The organism is Leptolyngbya sp. 7M (assembly GCF_018128485.1).
Genome location: NZ_CP070897.1, coordinates 112,557 through 129,353, shown reverse-complemented (window position 1 = coordinate 129,353; position 16,797 = coordinate 112,557). Strand labels below are relative to the sequence as shown.

Annotated in this window: 16 protein-coding genes, 1 other RNA gene and 1 pseudogene; 9 read left to right on the top strand and 9 right to left on the bottom strand. The window is 48.8% G+C overall.

The window, feature by feature from the left end; all coding sequences use genetic code 11:
- Position 1 precedes the first annotated feature (1 nt).
- The 4 genes from bshA to ssrA all read left to right on the top strand — a co-directional run bounded on the left by bshA (position 2) and on the right by ssrA (position 3,664).
- The gene (gene bshA / locus JVX88_RS00550; protein WP_211624753.1) at positions 2 to 1,144 is read left to right on the top strand and encodes an N-acetyl-alpha-D-glucosaminyl L-malate synthase BshA; all 1,143 of its coding nucleotides are present in this window, start codon (positions 2 to 4) and stop codon (positions 1,142 to 1,144) included.
- 2 nt (positions 1,145 to 1,146) lie between these two features.
- Entirely contained in the window at positions 1,147 to 2,226 is a 1,080-nt protein-coding gene (locus JVX88_RS00545) for an RcgR family putative quorum lactone hydrolase (RefSeq protein ID WP_211624751.1), read from the top strand.
- A 183-nt stretch (positions 2,227 to 2,409) separates the two neighbouring features.
- Positions 2,410 to 3,138: a lipid-binding SYLF domain-containing protein gene (locus JVX88_RS00540; RefSeq protein ID WP_211624749.1), complete on the top strand. Its 729-nt coding sequence runs from the start codon at positions 2,410 to 2,412 to the stop codon at positions 3,136 to 3,138.
- Positions 3,139 to 3,291: 153 nt separating this feature from the next.
- Positions 3,292 to 3,664: a transfer-messenger RNA gene (gene ssrA / locus JVX88_RS00535) on the top strand.
- A 450-nt stretch (positions 3,665 to 4,114) separates the two neighbouring features.
- Here ssrA and JVX88_RS00530 read toward each other — a convergent pair.
- Positions 4,115 to 5,608, bottom strand: coding sequence for a choice-of-anchor P family protein (locus JVX88_RS00530; protein ID WP_315875395.1), 1,494 nt, complete (start codon positions 5,606 to 5,608; stop codon positions 4,115 to 4,117).
- Here JVX88_RS00530 and JVX88_RS00525 point away from each other — a divergent pair.
- From JVX88_RS00525 to JVX88_RS00505, 5 genes are all read left to right on the top strand, one after another.
- Positions 5,520 to 5,762, top strand: a complete 243-nt coding sequence (locus tag JVX88_RS00525) for a hypothetical protein (protein WP_211624745.1) — start codon at positions 5,520 to 5,522, stop codon at positions 5,760 to 5,762. The genes JVX88_RS00530 and JVX88_RS00525 overlap by 89 nt on opposite strands.
- A 201-nt stretch (positions 5,763 to 5,963) precedes the next feature.
- Positions 5,964 to 6,860, top strand: a complete 897-nt coding sequence (murI, locus tag JVX88_RS00520) for a glutamate racemase (RefSeq protein ID WP_211624743.1) — start codon at positions 5,964 to 5,966, stop codon at positions 6,858 to 6,860.
- Positions 6,861 to 6,866: 6 nt separating this feature from the next.
- Complete coding sequence (gene rph, locus JVX88_RS00515) at positions 6,867 to 7,583, top strand: ribonuclease PH (protein ID WP_211624741.1); 717 nt, start codon at positions 6,867 to 6,869, stop codon at positions 7,581 to 7,583.
- 6 nt (positions 7,584 to 7,589) lie between these two features.
- Entirely contained in the window at positions 7,590 to 8,537 is a 948-nt protein-coding gene (locus JVX88_RS00510) for a 3-oxoacyl-ACP reductase family protein (RefSeq protein WP_211624739.1), read from the top strand.
- Between the two features lie 6 nt (positions 8,538 to 8,543).
- On the top strand, positions 8,544 to 9,083 hold the full coding sequence (locus tag JVX88_RS00505) for a hypothetical protein (RefSeq protein WP_211624737.1): 540 nt from the start codon (positions 8,544 to 8,546) through the stop codon (positions 9,081 to 9,083).
- A gap of 3 nt (positions 9,084 to 9,086) precedes the next feature.
- On the opposite strand, the gene JVX88_RS00500 is transcribed toward JVX88_RS00505, so the two are convergent.
- The 8 genes and pseudogenes from JVX88_RS00500 to JVX88_RS00465 form a co-directional block, all read right to left on the bottom strand.
- Positions 9,087 to 9,569, bottom strand: a complete 483-nt coding sequence (locus tag JVX88_RS00500) for a hypothetical protein (protein ID WP_211624736.1) — start codon at positions 9,567 to 9,569, stop codon at positions 9,087 to 9,089.
- Entirely contained in the window at positions 9,566 to 11,047 is a 1,482-nt protein-coding gene (locus JVX88_RS00495; protein ID WP_211624734.1) for a DUF1810 family protein, read from the bottom strand. The genes JVX88_RS00500 and JVX88_RS00495 overlap by 4 nt, the downstream gene beginning before the upstream one ends.
- Before the next feature lie 106 nt (positions 11,048 to 11,153).
- Positions 11,154 to 11,561, bottom strand: coding sequence for a hypothetical protein (locus JVX88_RS00490; protein WP_211624732.1), 408 nt, complete (start codon positions 11,559 to 11,561; stop codon positions 11,154 to 11,156).
- A 93-nt stretch (positions 11,562 to 11,654) separates the two neighbouring features.
- Positions 11,655 to 12,275, bottom strand: coding sequence for a hypothetical protein (locus JVX88_RS00485; protein ID WP_211624730.1), 621 nt, complete (start codon positions 12,273 to 12,275; stop codon positions 11,655 to 11,657).
- Positions 12,276 to 12,416: 141 nt separating this feature from the next.
- Positions 12,417 to 12,857 carry a hypothetical protein gene (locus JVX88_RS00480; RefSeq protein ID WP_211624728.1) on the bottom strand — a complete coding sequence of 147 codons (441 nt, stop codon included), beginning with the start codon at positions 12,855 to 12,857 and terminating at the stop codon, positions 12,417 to 12,419.
- 559 nt (positions 12,858 to 13,416) lie between these two features.
- Positions 13,417 to 14,531: pseudogene (locus JVX88_RS00475) on the bottom strand (IS3 family transposase).
- 554 nt (positions 14,532 to 15,085) lie between these two features.
- Positions 15,086 to 15,316 (bottom strand): hypothetical protein, encoded by a 231-nt coding sequence (locus JVX88_RS00470; RefSeq protein ID WP_211624726.1) that lies wholly within the window; start codon positions 15,314 to 15,316, stop codon positions 15,086 to 15,088.
- 20 nt (positions 15,317 to 15,336) lie between these two features.
- On the bottom strand, positions 15,337 to 15,957 hold the full coding sequence (locus JVX88_RS00465) for an ROK family protein (protein WP_211624724.1): 621 nt from the start codon (positions 15,955 to 15,957) through the stop codon (positions 15,337 to 15,339).
- Between the last annotated feature and the right edge of the window lie 840 nt (positions 15,958 to 16,797).

Here is a 16,797-nt window from a genome sequence, read left to right as displayed (position 1 = left end):
AATGAATATTGGGATAACGGTTTACCCAACTTACGGCGGTTCGGGTATTGTCGGCTCTGAATTAGGGCGCGACCTTGCCGAGCGTGGACACAACGTTCACTTCATCTCTTCGGTCCTGCCGACCCGTGTAACTGAGCTAAATGAACGCGTACATTTTCACGAGGTCGAGATGATGTCATACGCATTATTCGAGCATCAGCCTTATGACCTCGCGCTCGCGACAAAGATGGCCACGGTTGCCCGGGCCGAGAAACTAGATCTTCTGCACGTGCACTATGCGATACCGCACTCGATTTCTGCGATCCTCGCCCGCGAATCGATCAAGGAAAAGCGCTATGTTCCGGTGATAACTACCCTGCACGGAACAGATATAACGCTCGTTGGGGCGGATCGAAGCTATTTGCCGATCACGCGGTACGCTTTGCAGCAGTCAGACGGCGTTACCGCTGTATCGAAATTTCTGAAAAAGGCAACCATAGAAACGTTTGATTTTGATGAGGTAGAGGTAATACCGAATTTTATCTGTCCACAACACTACCAAAGAACACCTGATGCCCCGTTGCGGAACGAACTTGCGCCGAATGGCGAAACGCTGTTAATACATGTTTCAAACTTTCGGTCAGTCAAGCGTCCGGCAGACTGCGTAGAGATATTGGCCAAGGTGCTGGAAACTGAGAAGAACGTAAGATTGATAATGGTCGGGGACGGCCCTGAGCGTTCTGCCGTCGCCTACCGCGCGGAACAACTAGGCGTAAAAGATAAGGCTCTTTTCGTTGGCAAGCAGGCTCGTATCCCGGATTATCTAGGTGTTTCAGACATTTTTCTTCTTCCTTCCGAACTGGAATCATTCGGCCTTGCCGCGCTGGAAGCCCAAGCGTGTGAGTTGCCTGTCATCGCCACTCGGATAGGCGGCATTCCCGAGGTGGTCAACGACGGCGAAAGCGGATTTCTTAGCGAGATCGGCGATGTCGCGAAAATGGCCGAAGATACTTTGAAGTTGGTTCTCGACAAGGAAATGCGGCTCGCATTCGGAAAACGTGGTCGTGAGCTCGCCGTTGAAAGATACAGTACTGAAAAGATAATCCCTCAATATATCGCTTACTATGAACGGGTTTTGAATAAGTCCAGTTCAGCCGCCGCCTAGCAATGCTAAAACGCTATATGCACAATCGCGAACGGCACTTCGCGATGCTCAATGACAACCGGATCGTCCGCCCGTTCGAATGGGGGGACGAGTTTGTCACAGAAAGGCGGACCGGAGAAACCGCGGCAGAGGCTCTTTCCAGATACAGCAAGGACGTACTCGCAGACACTGACTCTTATTTTTCTCTTGAAACAGAACCGGAGTTCTCGCTTGAAGATCGCCTATATCCCGCAATTGCGTCGATAAATCCTCCCGGGAATGAACTGCCGATCGAACAGACCGAGATACCCGTGCTTACATGGCAAAGCGGTGTGATCACGCCATCCTTGGAAAATAACACGGCGGTTGCGACGTATTTTCCGTACCAAAGTAAAAGGGCTGCGGTGATAGTATTGCCGCATTGGAATGCGAAGGCAGGAACATATTTTGACCTTTGTCGGTTCTTCAACAAAATTGGTTTTTCCGCACTTCGCCTCACACTTCCGTATCACGAAGAAAGGATGCCGCCTGAGCTAGAGCGCGCTGATCATCTGGTTTCCCCGAACATAGGCCGCTCGCTGCAATCGATCCGTCAAGCAGTTTTGGACACAAGAGCTGCTGTTAGCTGGTTGAAACGGCAGGGCTACGAACGCGTCGGCATCGTCGGTACAAGTATCGGCTCCTGTGTGGCGTTTCTCGCCTTCGTTCACGACGCAAGGATTAATGCTGCCGTTTTCAACCACGTTTCGGGCTATATGGCAGACGTGGTCTGGCATGGACTTTCGACCTACCATGTTCGTTCCGGTTTGGAGCAAGGCATCACACTTGACGATCTACGTGAATTTTGGCTTCCGGTCTCTCCAATGGCTTACTTGAAGAAACTTGCCGCGCAGCCTTCGCGACCTCAGCGGTATATCTACACCATCTACGATCTAAGTTTCCCGATAAATTTGTCACGCGACGTAATGAATGCTCTTCGGAGTTACAAGATAAAGCACAGCAAAGCCGCTATACCGTGCGGACACTACACACTCGGAGAAAAGCCCTGGGTTTATCTGGATGGTTATAAAATAATACGTTTCCTACATAAACACCTGAAATGACTTATTCGCATCCCGTTGAGTCCTAAATGTTTGTTAGTTTTGCCGGGAACAACCGATTGACATCCCTCCCCTCGCTGAACTAGTCTCAGTCTATTGCTACAGATATTGGCGATATATTTCACCTAATGACGTGCCCGACTCGCTGATCGATCAGATCATATTGAGAATCTTCAAGGAGGTTTTATGAGATTTGAACAACCAAAGATCTTGACGTTCTTATTAGTATCGTTCTTGGTGGTAACTGGTGCTGGACTCACAGCCCGCGCACAGATGTCCGACAAAGAGAAGCAGCGCCAGGTAAAGCGTGCCGGTGATACGGCACAGAAAGCCAGCAAGGTAATGAATGAGCTAATGCGTATTCCGGCGAATGCTATCCCTGAAGCACTACTAAAAGACGCAAAAGCCATCGCTGTTTTTCCCGGTGTGGTCAAGGCAGCATTCGGCATCGGCGGCAGTGGCGGGCAAGGACTCATCTCCCGCCGATTGCAGAGCGGCTGGAGCGCACCTGCTATGTTCAAGATCGCCGGCGGAAGCGTGGGATTCCAAATCGGTGCATCTTCCACGGATTACGTAATGCTGTTTATGACAGATGACAGCCTTAAAAGTCTTTTAGAGGACAGATTTGAGATCGGCGGTGAAGCATCGGCGGCTGCGGGGCCCGTCGGGCGAACAGCAAAAGCAACTACCGACGCTCAGTTAAAGGCAGCGATACTTTCTTATTCAAGAAGCCGGGGCCTGTTTGCCGGAGTGTCACTTACCGGAGCGGTCATCAGCCCGGATAACGACCGAAATCAAGCGTTATACGGATTCAACGCAAAAGACCTCCTTACCGGGGTGAATAAGGTGGCGATCGCGGACATACCGCCCGCAACGAAAGTGTTTCAGGAAACCATTACACTCTATTCTCGTTAGGCAGTTTTGATCAGTTTTTGAGGGGTCCGGTAACTTCTTTCCCCGGACCACCTCAAGACCCTGCTTACCTTTTGCTGCAACGCACACCTTTCAATTTTCATCGAAATTTCGTAAACTAGCGGTCCGCTCGCGAGGTGGACTTTTCCTCTCAACGGGGGCGACAGGCTTCGACAGGGGCTTGTATAGATCTTTGGATGCACGCCGGGCTTGCTTTCGACGGCTCGTTAAAACGTTGAAAGAAACACAAATGCTAATCAAGAATTAGCTCTCGCTGCCTAATTAACTTTAGCTACAGCGATGTCTTGCCGGAAGTCTGCCCAATGCGACCGGTAAAGGCATAACCCAGTTTGGGCTAGGGCACGTCCACCGCCTGCGGACGGGCTTGAATCGTTAGTCAGGCTGGTTTTCGGCAAGGTTCGCTCGTTTGCTTACTTGCCGGAAACAAGATCTGAGCAAACGGGCTAAGCGTGTAGAGTTCACTGGTCGCAACCTTTGGATGCGGGTTCGATTCCCGCCGCCTCCACCACCTTCTCTTTACAAATCATCCAGCCTTCGAAGACCGATCGCGTGCGGAGGTCAGCTGGGACAACTCTGAAGTTTACTGATTGAATCAGAGGAGAGGGAACGCATTGCCGCCGTATTGAAAAATACGCGAGAAAATTGAAACTTACCAAAAGCCTCAGAGCAAGGAAACATCATATGCGGGGCGTCCTAGAACCGCCGTTAACTAATGATAGAATCGTATTAGCTGTCAGGCTGTTGCTCTGCTTTTATTGTTTATACTTTCTCTTCGAAGAGAAAGATGCTTATGAAAAAGAGAGCGTCTTCTTCAAGCCGCTCTCTCATCAGGAAGTATAAATATATTGATCCACCTACCGTTTTCCGGAAGCGATCGGCACAAAATCTACATTCCTGAGGTCGTCCTCGGCAGTAATGCTGCGAGGATGAAACTGAAGACCTCTGGCGAAGACCTCGACTATGTAAGTCTCTCCTGCTCGAAGTCCTTCAATATAGTAGTTACCAAATTGTTGGTAGTTCCAGTCATTATATTAGACTCAGCGTCAGTTACACGAATATACGCTCCTACCATACCATTGCCATGACTATCACTTACCTTACCAGCAATCGACACATTCGCCGAACTGGGGGCTATTCCGCAGACAATACCAGAATGAGACTTGGCTGCGATCACTTGCGTTGAAATCAGACCTAAAAGGTTAGTATTGATGCGAAGTGCATTCACATTGTAGTGGGCCGGATTGCCGTTTGGCGATCCAAATTGCTCATTGATCACGAGCGTCACGTTTCCCAAGCCGAGGACTGGAATATTCACAACCTGGTTTGGAGCACCCGTTATATTAATAATGACCGGCAAGCCTAAAACGTTCACGGCCAATCCCGCCACACTTGAATTACCTCCACAGGTTCCGATCGAAAGTGAACATGAACAAAATGTATTCGCTTCCAGCACATTCGCTGTTATCGATACGGCGCCTAGGAGATTTACACCAAGATTATCCACACGAGATTGTGAAGCAGTAGTTCCTACAGGGCTGCCGCCAATACTGTTAGCTGTCGTTACACCTGTAGACACAAGACCGAGAACACCCGCTCCGGTAGTAGTTGCAGAGATAGAACCCCCACTCGATGGTAGCCATCCAGTATCCGAGACTAGCGTAGTGATATGCCCCGTTAATAATCTATCGTCTTGGGTAACCTGAAGCGCTGTGCCACGACCGCTATAAATGTCGAACTGTGGAGCTATTGCACAGTTGATACCCGACCTGGCAGATGACACAATTACCTCAGTAACCGTAAGATCAAGAGGATCTTGTACGATCAAATGCAGGGCATTTCGTGTTATGCTTCGCGGATGAATTATCTCCTCATTAATGATCAGAGTCCCTACTGGATTACCTCCGAGCAATATCTGGACGGTCTGATTCGGAGTGCCAAGAATTGTTACCCCAGAGCCATTTATCTGTAAACTAGCGACGTTCGAGGTCCCATGCAGGGTCTGGCCTGGACATCCGGCTGTAGTATTTGCCGAAACAACCCCGGCCGATATCGTATTGCTCAACACGCCTATATTTATACTGTTTATGCTGGCTGCGGACTGACTGACTGCCCCAGAACCAGAGGTTGAAGTGGTAGAACTGCCAATGGAAACTGCTCCAGCTAACAGCGACACTCCGACGCTTGTCAAATTAATATTTCCACCTGTGGTTGCCAAGTCACCCGTGTCAGCGATGGAAGTGGTAAGGACAGGCTGGCCGACTTTGGTCTCAGTTACTTTTACCGCATACGATTGCCCACTATAAGTTTGGGCTTGTGAATTAACACAAAAAAGGGCTACTAGTAAAAGTACCGGAAAAAGACTAATGTTTAGTGTTTTTGTGGGTGAAGGAATGAGAGATAGACCGCAAACTATTTCGCTCCTACCCGACAAAGTAAGAATAGATGCACGCATCATGGAAGTATCCTCCTTTGGTTCTGGGCAATTGTCCGAAAAAGCTTATTTGGGAGCCGGCTTTGAACAACGGTTTCTGGTAACCGTATGTCGTTACCGCAACCTAAATAAGCAGATTGTTAAAGATCAATACCGGCTGATTTGTTGGCGGTGAGGCCACCGGTAACGAACATTGTCTGTCAAATTGACTTAGAAAGTCAACGATTAATTAAAGCCATAATTATTCACATAATCCAGAAATTATCATAACCCGTGCATATACAGAATTTATCAATTGGTCTAACACCATTGTTTGACACTTTTGGCCTTGTAAATTGCCGTTCTTTCAAGACTTTTGTAGCATTTATTACCTTTGATGGAAAAAGACGAATTCAACACATTACCGATAGGTATCTTTGATTCTGGTGTGGGTGGACTGACGGTTTATCGAGCTTTGCATGACCGTTTGCCGAACGAGCATTTCGTATATCTCGGTGATACGGCCCGTGTTCCGTACGGGACAAAATCACTTGCGACAATAGAGCGATACGCCTTGGAAAATTCTGCATTTCTTGCTTCGCTAGGTATAAAGATGCTTGTCGTTGCATGCAATACCGCATCAGCCCTTGCCCTTCCCGCGATGCGCGCACACATAGGGTTGGACGTTGTCGGCGTAATTGGCCCGGGAGGACGGAAAGCGATAGAGGAAGCAAAGTGCAATGATCCCCGCATTGGCGTAATTGCGACTGAGGCGACCGTCCAAAGCAATGCTTACGCGGAGGCGATCCATCGTAGCTGCGCATCTGCGGTCGTCCTTCAATCGGCATGTCCGCTCTTCGTTCCGTTGGCAGAGGAGGGTTGGACCGATGAACCGGAAACATTCTCTATCGCAAAGCGGTATCTGGCAGAGATGCGTAAATTCAGACCAGATGCGCTTGTCCTTGGCTGTACACACTATCCGATCTTAAGGAACACGATTCAGCAGACAGTAGGTAAAGATGTTAAGCTAATCGATTCGGGAGAAGCGACGGCAGATGAGGTTGCGACCCTGCTGGCAGAAAAGGGACTTGCCAATCCAAATGTCGTACACGGTGAACGAAAGCTTTGTGACGACCTTGATCACTTTTATGTAACGGATGCCGCCGAAAGGTTTGCTCATATTGCCGAACGATTTCTTGGATCAAAACCTTCTAAGCTGGAAGCGATCGAGGTTTACGGTTCAGACCGATTGGCTGGAAACAGAAAAGCGGATTTAAATAAACATAATCAATGAATTTCAATGACTTATATCAGAACAGATAATAGGACTTTCAGTCAGATGCGGAATGTGAAGATCACACCAAAGATCTCCCCTTATGCCGAAGGCTCCGCGCTTATAGAGGTGGGAGGAACAAAGGTGATCTGCACCGCATCAGTGGAAGATCGTGTTCCTTTATTTTTGAGAAATAAGGGAACGGGCTGGGTCACCGCCGAATATGCAATGCTGCCGAGGGCTACGAACACACGAACACAGCGTGAAACTCAAAGACCTTCGGGCCGCACCCAAGAGATTCAGCGCTTGATCGGAAGAAGCCTTCGCGCCGTGGTGAATATGGAAGAATTGGGCGAGAGGCAGATCTATATTGACTGCGATGTGATACAGGCAGACGGCGGAACAAGGTGTGCGTCGATCACGGGCGGCTTTGTGGCTCTCGCTCTTGCCTGCCAAAAACTCGTAAAAAATGGCGTGATCAAAAACTACCCGATCGTTAGTGAAGTGGCTGCGGTCAGCGTCGGTATGGTCGATGGCACCCCTATCCTTGACCTGGCGTATGCTGAGGATTCAACGGCCGAGGTAGATATGAATATCGTTTGTACGGGTGCCGGACGATTTATTGAGATTCAGGGAACCGCAGAAAGAGAGCCGTTCACGCGCGAGCAGATGGACGCGATGATGGAGCTTGCCGAGAAAGGTATAAATCAACTTTTCGCGGTTCAGCGGGGCATCTTAGGCTAGAGAATTATGCAGAATAAGGACTTTGAGGGAAGATCGGCGATAGTGACCGGCGGAACGCGTGGGATAGGAAAAGCTATCGTTCTGGAACTTGCCCGCCGCGGTGCGAATGTAGCTTTCAATTATTCGAAAAGTGCCGAAGAAGCAGACAAGCTTAGAGCAGAGGTGGAAAGTCTTGGTGTAAAGGCTCATTCTGCTCTGTGTGATGTCGCAAATACTGAAGCTAGTGCCGAGTTTGTGAAGCAAGTCGTTGCGGACTTTGGCTCGCTCGACTTTCTTGTTAACAATGCCGGCATAACCCGCGACCAGTTGATAATGCGGATGAAGGAAGATGAGTGGGACGCGGTCATCAATACCAATTTGAAAGGCGCGTGGAATTTCTGTAAGGCGGCGGCACGGCCATTGATGAAAAGCGGAAAGGGCGGTTCGATATTGAACATCGCCTCAATATCTGGAGTCGTCGGAATGCTTGGCCAATCGAATTATTCGGCATCAAAGGCGGGGATGATCGGCCTTACAAAAGCTCTCGCAAAAGAGCTGGCAAGTCGAAATATCACAGTGAACGCACTGGCTCTCGGGCTGATCGAAACTGAGATGGCTTCAGAAATGAATGGACGAAAAGGAGATCCGCGTGAGATTCATCTCGGAGATATCGATCCCGTATTTCAGTTCAAAAGCTCGCTTTGTAACAACGAGCAGAATGCAGATCGTGACCGTGATCTTCAAAGGATGGTCTCTGAGGAAGTGGATCGAATATTTCACGATCAGGCACTCATCGAAGCGCTCGGAGCAGTGCCGGAAAACCTTTCAACTCGGCGCGATCCGTTAAATCAACATTCCGCTGAATCGAATCCATCTTTTGCAGGTGCTCTCGACGACCTGACGGCTGATTTACGCTTGATATTAGCTGAACAATACGATCATTCGGTCTCCCAAATGAACCGAAGTATGATTTAACCCGCGATGATAAACCGACTAAAACTTTCTCTCGGATTGGCTCCGCTGGCTCTGCTACTCGTCATTGGGGTCTATATTTATTCCTTATGGGCGGCCGAACGACAAAAAGCCAGTGACATTCCCGTGGAGGCGATCGGAGCGATGATGCGAGACCTCCTCAGTTTCCACGAGAAACGGGGAGTCTTCCCTGAAACCCTGAAGCAACTCGAAGGCGTAGTTTGGGAAAAGAGGACCCGTGAATTCGTATCTGGTAATCGCGCCCTGAATCATCGTAATTACTATTACCTATACACAAGGGTAACAAATCACCGATTTACGCTTTGGGCAATTCCTATGGGGAGGTTTCGCGAGGAAACTTCAACCTGGTTCCTTGCAGGGTCACCATTTGCATGTCGCAGGTGGAAGGGCGCACCAATCGATCTTGACGATGTTAGCAAATTGGCAGCCACTCCTTCACTGGGTCAACTTGGCTTACTTGGACTTGTTGAACAGGAAAAAATCACCTTTAGTGATCAGCGAACGTCGCAGATTTTCCTTCGCCGATAATCCTCAGTGATCCTTAACCGCTATCGCCACTCTTTGTGGTTTTGCCGAGTAAAGTTTAACGCCCTGTGGCTCGGATACGCCGATACATCTATAAGCAACTTTGTCGTTGATACCCCGATATCCGTCACAACTTCTGGCTACGAATATAGGAATGACCTTTCCCGGTTCCCGAAGTCTTGTGTCCGTAACTCCTCCGAAGTTGACCTTAACTTGTTCGCTGGACGTAAAATGATGAACCAGTAATTCCTGGTTTGGTTTCACTTTTACGCTGGTTTCGATCCACCGCGATGCCGGAAGATCAAACTCGTAGATCTTTTCATCGGCTGTACGGCCTTTGCCAACCTTTGCAGGTTTCAGTGTGGTCTCCACCTCTGGATAATCGCCCAGGATCACACCATCGTCGGTGTTCTGACGTGATGTCTCGGCGCAACCCAACACCAAAGCTGCCAGAATGAAGAAGACAAGTTTGAGATTACTCTCTTTCAAGCGGTATGGGCCCTCCGGATCAAGTCTCGAAGCCGGGCGATCAGTGGTCTATCAGTTCCTTGTCTGATCACCTTTCTCAAAAGGTCGCTGAGAAAATCTCGGTCAAACCGGATTCCAAAGTTACTGGCATAATCCAGGGCTACATTCACTTCGTCATTTTTATTCTTACCGATCTTGTTTAACAGGTCAGATTTGATAATTTCAACGATATGGGTTGCCGAAACACCGGCTGATCTGAAATCGGAGTTAGAAACTAAACAATCCTCGTAGATAGAACCGACCGCTGTGTTTCCGTGCGAACGCCAGACAGCTATCATGGTTGCGTCGTCTTTGTTTCTTTGAGCAGATTCGGCAACTAACTGCGACAATCCCTGGCCGATGCTCGCCGAGCCAAAAACTCTGGGGAACCCCGACGTGAATGCTTCATTCTTGCTGATGCCGTCTGAGACAAGCAAAAGCACATCGTTGCTTCGAAAAGGATGAGTTTGTACGGAAAATTCAAGCGCTTCGATTTGACCAACACTTCGGGTCACGCCTCGCATAAAGACCGGAACGCCGGCTTGAAGAACGACCTCTCCATTTCTTTTAAGAACAACCGGCTGCACATCGTCGGATGTGATTTGCTCAAGAGCATTATCAGGCCCAGCGTAAACCCGCGAATCCCCGACATTAAGCACGTAAATCTCGTCCGATGTTATCGGCCAAACAACAAAGGTTAAAGATGTGATCGAACCAGCACACCGGCCACCCACCTGTAGAACGGCATTGTGGGCTTTTAACGCAGCATTCTCCATTCTTTGAGCAATCGATCCGCCGGCCGATTTGAAGCGTCCCAGTATGGCTTCACAAGCTGTTTCAGAAGCCTTCCAATCACAAGGACTTGAACTGACGCCATCCGCGACTGCAAGAACGAGAATCTGATCTTGTTCCAGGAACTCGACGGCGAAAGAGTCACCGCACTTTTCCCTGCCTCCTTTAGCAACACGTTCAGCAAAGACCCTGAAATCAAGTGATTCCGGTAGTCTGGGTGCAGTGTTTATTCTTGCCGCCCCGAGACGATTCAAGATCTCTAACGTACGATTATCTGCCTCGCCTCCAAAATACTTATCAATGACCGACCGGAAAATAGACCCGTTACCTTCCAGGAATGAGAACAAAGTCATCGAAGATCGAAATTTCAAATCGTCAGGGTAACCGAATATTTCGGAGGCGGATTTTCCCTCTAGGTCAATCATTACCTGGGCGCATTCTCTGAGACGATTGCCGAGAATCGGATGTCCCAGATATTCACGAGCCTCTTCTAAAGATTTGATGGCAAACCTGCGAGACGTGTCACTCGTCCCCAACCCATCAATCTGAGGAAAAATGAACCACATCCAATGACTTCTCTTCCGCCCTGTACGCAGTTCGCTAAGCGCCGCATCGTATATGCCAACTTGCGCTTCGATGAATCGTTTTAGATCAAATGTGTCTGTCATTCTCGGATGTGAGTGCCTACGTTTTTGTCCAAATTTCATTTCTCGCCCATCATTAGGCCGCAGCCTATATTCTTGTTGTAGTACATGATGAGTTTGGCTCATGCGTTCACTGTCCAAAAAATCTAGAATTGTCAAGAAATAACTTAAAGTTCTGCAAAACGGAATCAATGTCATGCACCTCAATAACATCACCAGCATCTTCACGATAAATCACAAATGCAGAATCTAAGACAACTACTGCAAAAAGCGGCCCTTCAATACTCTTCCTGACGGGGAAGATAGGCGAAATACCCGGTACTTTGGGCGATGTAACAGCGAGAACAAATTCAGCATTTCCATACGCCGGACCGTACTTTTCAATAGTCCAGCCATCAAGAGGGCCGTCAGCAATAACTGGTAAAGCTACGTCAGGCTTCTCAAATCCTTTCTCGACTGCGAAAGTCAAAAGTTTGTCAAAGATCGGCTCATGCAAAGAGCGATCTTTTGTATCAGTTCCTTTAATTGTAACGATCATAAATGCTTCCTTACTGATGAAGTAAATATCTCTGAATTGCTTCTCCTGTTTCAGAACAAAGAACTGCCGCAGGTACGCTTTGAAAATACCGTATCAGCGAAATTCTGAGGCTGACCCGACACCTGCATTCTTTTGAGGATCAAAGACGACCGTTTCGATCTCACCTTTCTTATATTCAACAACAATGAACTTGCTTCCGGCACATTCAATCGCCTGGTCAAGTTCACAGCAAACAACCTCAATTTTGCCATTCATACCTTTCTCATAATAGTCCCGGTGCATAAGGTAATACCGATAATCGGGTTCTTCGGCATATGGCAACTTTACAGCGGCCTTCCTGAACCGTGCGTCATATGAATCGGGTTCCATCTCTACGGCTTTAGCATAGCGTCTTGCAAATTCATCAAAGACATTCTTAGCAGTTTCAGGTTCACTCTCCGGCACGTGAGGCAGATAGAGATCTGTCTTTAACAATCCGTGTTCAGGCCAGTATTTTTCCGGCAATTCTCGCACTCTAAAAACCAAGCCCAGCGATTCACCGATCTCTTTGACCAGTCGGGAAGGGACCTCCTCAAACACGATTCCCCAAGCCGGTGGCTTATGAAAATGGTGAAAACCGGAACTAGCCGTGCGCTCAGCGATACATGTGACCAAGACCGCCTGTTTGACTGGCTCCTCCAGTGTTTCTCTCAGCTTATCGATAAAATCGTGCATGAAAATTTCGCCTCTTCTCTCAGGAAACTCGTTTTCGTGGAAAGGTAGTTAAATCAACTGTTTTATTCACATAACGTAATCGCGTTGCGATAAAAAATCCACACACCAGGTTAACCGTCTTATACGTGGTTTTGAACAATTTTACGAATCGTCGTCAGGAGAAAAACCAGGCATAGGCCGTCGAAGTAGGCCCTTTACAGGAATCACCTCGCCGGTTTCCAAAAGACGAAGAGATCGGGCGTCCGATGCAATCTCAAAGGTCTGTCCAGTTCTGCTTCCATAGTCAAGCAACATAAGATAATTAAAAACCCATGACATTCTCAAAGCCGCAACCCGAAAGGACTGAGCCTCGATCCTAATCGTTAAAAAGGAAATCTCGCCACTCTCGCCGTCTCCCGTCAACGATTCCGACGTCTTATAAACCCGGATCTTATACAGCTCATGTATATGTTCAAATCTCCGGAAACTGTCTTCAACGGCTTTTTGAAGATTGTCGTTGTCAAGCTCGATCCGGAACTCAAAAACGGCTTTCCCGGCTATGCTCAAAAGGAGCGTGTTCTCGATTTTACCAGTACCTTCCATAATCAAAATATCCTGGGCTGCAAACACCGCTAGGGAATTGTGCAAAAGCCGTCAGGTGGGTTATATCGCCCGCATGAGTTTAAACTCATGCTCGGCCAACAGCAGATGAATATTCATCGGGAATACCCTGGTCTGTTTAGCTCGGTAAATTGAGGATCCTGCTTCCTGAAAGAGAACCGGGATTCTCCCTTGCCGGCTTCTGAGGAAAGATACCTCATATCATTGCTGCTCTGTATGAATCCGACTCCCGCATGCCGACGATCGTTGCAATTTGCTTCAGCATGTTTCATCGGATCGATCTCGTTCCCCGGCGGAGAAACTTCAAGTCCAAGTCAATGCGCTCTGATACGCTTCATCGGATCGACTGATTCCGAGATTCGGAATTCGTCAAAGATTGGACGAAACGCTCGTAAGTAGAGCGAAATTTTTGAAACGTTCGATCTGTGCACAACTCAGTTAGCAAAAGATCACTAACTAGCCGACTGATCCGGTTGGCCTGAACTTCCACGCCAATAAGCGGCTGCTCTTCGGTGCTGGCACAGTAAGCTCACCGTCAATGTCACAACTTAAAACTGGAGTTTTCGGTTAAGAGCCGGCGTTTGAATTCGGCCGGCGGGATATTCCCCAACGAGCTGTGGGGACGTTCTTCGTTGTAGCTGAGCATCCAGGCCCAGCTGATGTCTCGCACCTGCGAGAGCGTCGAGAAGATGTGCGGATCGAGCACCTCTTCACGAAAGCTTCTGTTGAACCGTTCGATGTAAGCGTTCTGGTTGGGCTTGCCGGGCTGGATATAGTCGATCCGGACATTGTTCTCGCAGCACCACTCGGCAAAGACGTTGGCAGTCATCTCCGGTCCGTTATCTACTCTGATCGCTTGCGGCGCTCCTCGTTCGCTTTTTAACTGTTCGAGCGTTCTAACCACCCTTTGTGCGGTGATCGACGTATCGACGACGATGTCGAGTGCCTCGCGGACACCTTCGTCGAGGATGTTCAGAACGCGGTATCGGGTACCCGAATACAGCGTGTCGCTCATAAAATCGAACGACCATGTGTTGTTGACCGCGGCAGGCGTGCCAAGCGGTGCGGCCTCCCGATAAGGCAGGCGACGCTTGGCTCGCCGCTTTTGATTCAGCTTCATCGCCTTATAAACACGCCATACACGTTTATGGTTCCACTTGTGCCCAAGATTCCTGAGCCGGTGAAAGCACATCCAGAATCCCCACCGGTTGTGCTTCTCGATAAGCCCATTCAGAGCCTCTATCACCGGAGCATCTTTCTTATCTCCCCTTTCCGCCGGGTCACCCCGGTACCAGGCCCTCCGGGAAAGCCCCGCTACCGAGCATGCCTTAACGATCGACAGGCTCCAGATGTTTATCAAAAAACCGACCGCCCATCGCCGCATCTCCGGCGTCAGAGCTTCCCCAGCAGATCCTTGATCGCCATGTTCTCAAGCGCCAGGTCCGCATACATCTTCTTCAAACGGCCGTTCTCCTCCTCAAGCTCGCGCATCCGCTTCAGCTCCGATGCCTCCATCCCTCCGTACTTCGACTTCCACGCGTAATACGTCCCGTTGCTGATCCCATGCTCCCGGCAGATCTCCCCTACCGGCCTCCCAGCTTCGCCTTCCTTCAATATCCCTACCACCTGCGTCTCACTAAATCTTGACCTTTTCATCCGTTTCCTCCATCTCCTATCATGTCAGAAAACGTCCAGTTTTATCCTGTGCACTTTTATGGGTAGCTTACGGCACTGTTAAAGGTCCTATCAAGGCCGTCGCAGGCAGCTTCGAGTTGATTCAAAATATCTTGATCTATGATAACTGAGTCGCGGTACCGTGCTTTTAGTCGTTTAGATAATGCACGCAGCTGTCTTGCGTGCTCACTCACCTGTAAGGTCTTAGTCTTCACTTTAATATGCCCCCTATAAGTTTCAATGCGCTCTGGCACGGTTCAAAGGATCGACACTATTCTTGTTCGTCAAGTTGGCTAGCCATGGGTTTCATTGCGCTCCGGCACGCTACAATGCATCTACGGAACGAGAACGAGTTGCGACCAACACGGTAGAAAGTTTCTATGAGCTCTGGCACTCTAAGTCTTTCAAGCCCATATACCGGACTTGACTGCTCCGTCTAAATTTCATCGCGTCAAAGCGCGCTAATTCTTTCCAGCGGATGTGGCGATCGTCGGGATGCCGTCGGCATTTCACGTTTCAATGCGCGTTAGCGCGTTTCACTGGATCGAGTCAAGTGTTGAACCCTGCGTACCGTTCAGTTTCGAATATGCGAATTTAGCTACGCCAACCAAAGCCGCATCGCGGCCATAAGGTGATCGAACCAATATTGGCGGATCGTCCTTAATCCACTGGTTCAGGTCTTGGCGGAACTCCCATTCGAGCGAGTCTTTGATATATGCCCAATTGTGCTCGATGATCCCGCCGCTAAGAATAATAGTTTTGGGCAACAATACACCTGCGTACTGTGCTAGAAAAACCCTAATCGGTAACCGAAGTGTTTTCCGGCTTCCTCCCTTGTTCCGTACCTTTTGAGTAATTCCGCATGACCATAACTTCCCAATCTCCACCACACTTCACCGTGTTCCGGAGGCTCCGTTGGCTTCATCCGGATGGCCCCAAATTCGGTTTGCCATCCTTTTCGAAGCTGCACGATCCCCCCTTGATAATCCGTGAAAGCTAGCCCTGCCGATGTGCCGATCGCGATCGTGAGTATCGAATGCTCGTGGCTATCCGCGTGCGCAAACAGGTGCGACTCGACATCATTCATCAAAAAAACCGATTCGTTAGAAAAACACTTTTGTAGATTCGCTCTCATCGGCCTTTTCTTCCATTTGTTTCTGGTGGAAAAGCGGCAGATTCCCGAGTCCGAGTCGATGAAACCCACCGCGGATACAGCAATCGGGAAAGCTCTAAGCACCTGATCTGAATACAAAGAAGCCAGTCGCCGAAAGATATATCTTTCAAGGTTGTCGACGTTTTCCGGCAAATCGAAGCGGTGGCGGGCTCTGATCTTTGATGTTCTCCCGTCCAGAACTAGTGTTGCCACTTTGATTCCCGATCCGCCGATATCAATTGATAGAATTTCCATCACATTTTTCCTTGCTTGAGGTGATGATCAAACGTTTTCGGCCACCGCTGTATCTGCGTTGCCACAATTGCCAACTTGCCTTTGATTCCAATTCTTTCCTTATTGCCAAAGGCCTGCAACGAACTTTGCACCACAGTTTAGTTGCCGTTAATGTTTTAGACTTTTACCAATATCTTGGTCTTGCCAGCTCCCGATCTCTGAGACAATCGCTGAGAAGGAAGGGGATCTCGACTGTTACATTCGACGCGGCTTTGATACCCGGTACTTCGTTTCTGCATTCGCGAACCCTACCGAATGATCTTATCTCAGGAGCCATATAACTAAATCCACCGATCGAAAAATAGCGTTAAACCAGTAACTACTAAATTCAGTTCCGCCAGAAGCAGCAAACACAATTATTGCACTGTAAAATATAAGATTGGCAACCGGCAAAACTACCAGGCTGAACCCAAGCCCGGCTTTGTACAAATCAGTTTGTTGCCAATGCAACTCGCCCCAGGTTGAGGCTAGGTGATAAGTCACGGTCGCACCGAGCACAAGAAAGTAGACCCCGCTAATGGCCGAATGGACAAACGGGAAAACTAGGAGCATAAGGTACGAAATGGTCGGGAAAAAATACGGAGCGAGTGAGATGACGAAATTCTCCCCGATCATAGACACCTCGCCCCCGTTGTGCGAAACGCTGAATGATCAAGGGATCTTGAGAAAAAACATCCCGAACAAGACATGAGTCATTTCATGCTCAAACGTCGCAAATAGCTCCAGACGACGATGAAAGTACTTCCACACAATGAGGAATATGAGCATTCCGGCTAAAAACCATTTCATTCCAGGCGAAAA

What these genes read in the sequence shown, in the direction of transcription:
- bshA (WP_211624753.1), top strand. Translation starts at nt 2, where the DNA reads ATGAATATTGGGATAACGGTTTACCCAACTTACGGCGGTTCGGGTATT.
- JVX88_RS00545 (WP_211624751.1), top strand. Translation starts at nt 1,147, where the DNA reads ATGCTAAAACGCTATATGCACAATCGCGAACGGCACTTCGCGATGCTC.
- JVX88_RS00540 (WP_211624749.1), top strand. Translation starts at nt 2,410, where the DNA reads ATGAGATTTGAACAACCAAAGATCTTGACGTTCTTATTAGTATCGTTC.
- JVX88_RS00525 (WP_211624745.1), top strand. Translation starts at nt 5,520, where the DNA reads ATGTTTAGTGTTTTTGTGGGTGAAGGAATGAGAGATAGACCGCAAACT.
- JVX88_RS00530 (WP_315875395.1), bottom strand. Translation starts at nt 5,608, where the DNA reads ATGCGTGCATCTATTCTTACTTTGTCGGGTAGGAGCGAAATAGTTTGC.
- murI (WP_211624743.1), top strand. Translation starts at nt 5,964, where the DNA reads ATGGAAAAAGACGAATTCAACACATTACCGATAGGTATCTTTGATTCT.
- rph (WP_211624741.1), top strand. Translation starts at nt 6,867, where the DNA reads ATGACTTATATCAGAACAGATAATAGGACTTTCAGTCAGATGCGGAAT.
- JVX88_RS00510 (WP_211624739.1), top strand. Translation starts at nt 7,590, where the DNA reads ATGCAGAATAAGGACTTTGAGGGAAGATCGGCGATAGTGACCGGCGGA.
- JVX88_RS00505 (WP_211624737.1), top strand. Translation starts at nt 8,544, where the DNA reads ATGATAAACCGACTAAAACTTTCTCTCGGATTGGCTCCGCTGGCTCTG.
- JVX88_RS00495 (WP_211624734.1), bottom strand. Translation starts at nt 11,047, where the DNA reads ATGACAGACACATTTGATCTAAAACGATTCATCGAAGCGCAAGTTGGC.
- JVX88_RS00490 (WP_211624732.1), bottom strand. Translation starts at nt 11,561, where the DNA reads ATGATCGTTACAATTAAAGGAACTGATACAAAAGATCGCTCTTTGCAT.
- JVX88_RS00485 (WP_211624730.1), bottom strand. Translation starts at nt 12,275, where the DNA reads ATGCACGATTTTATCGATAAGCTGAGAGAAACACTGGAGGAGCCAGTC.
- JVX88_RS00480 (WP_211624728.1), bottom strand. Translation starts at nt 12,857, where the DNA reads ATGGAAGGTACTGGTAAAATCGAGAACACGCTCCTTTTGAGCATAGCC.
- JVX88_RS00465 (WP_211624724.1), bottom strand. Translation starts at nt 15,957, where the DNA reads ATGGAAATTCTATCAATTGATATCGGCGGATCGGGAATCAAAGTGGCA.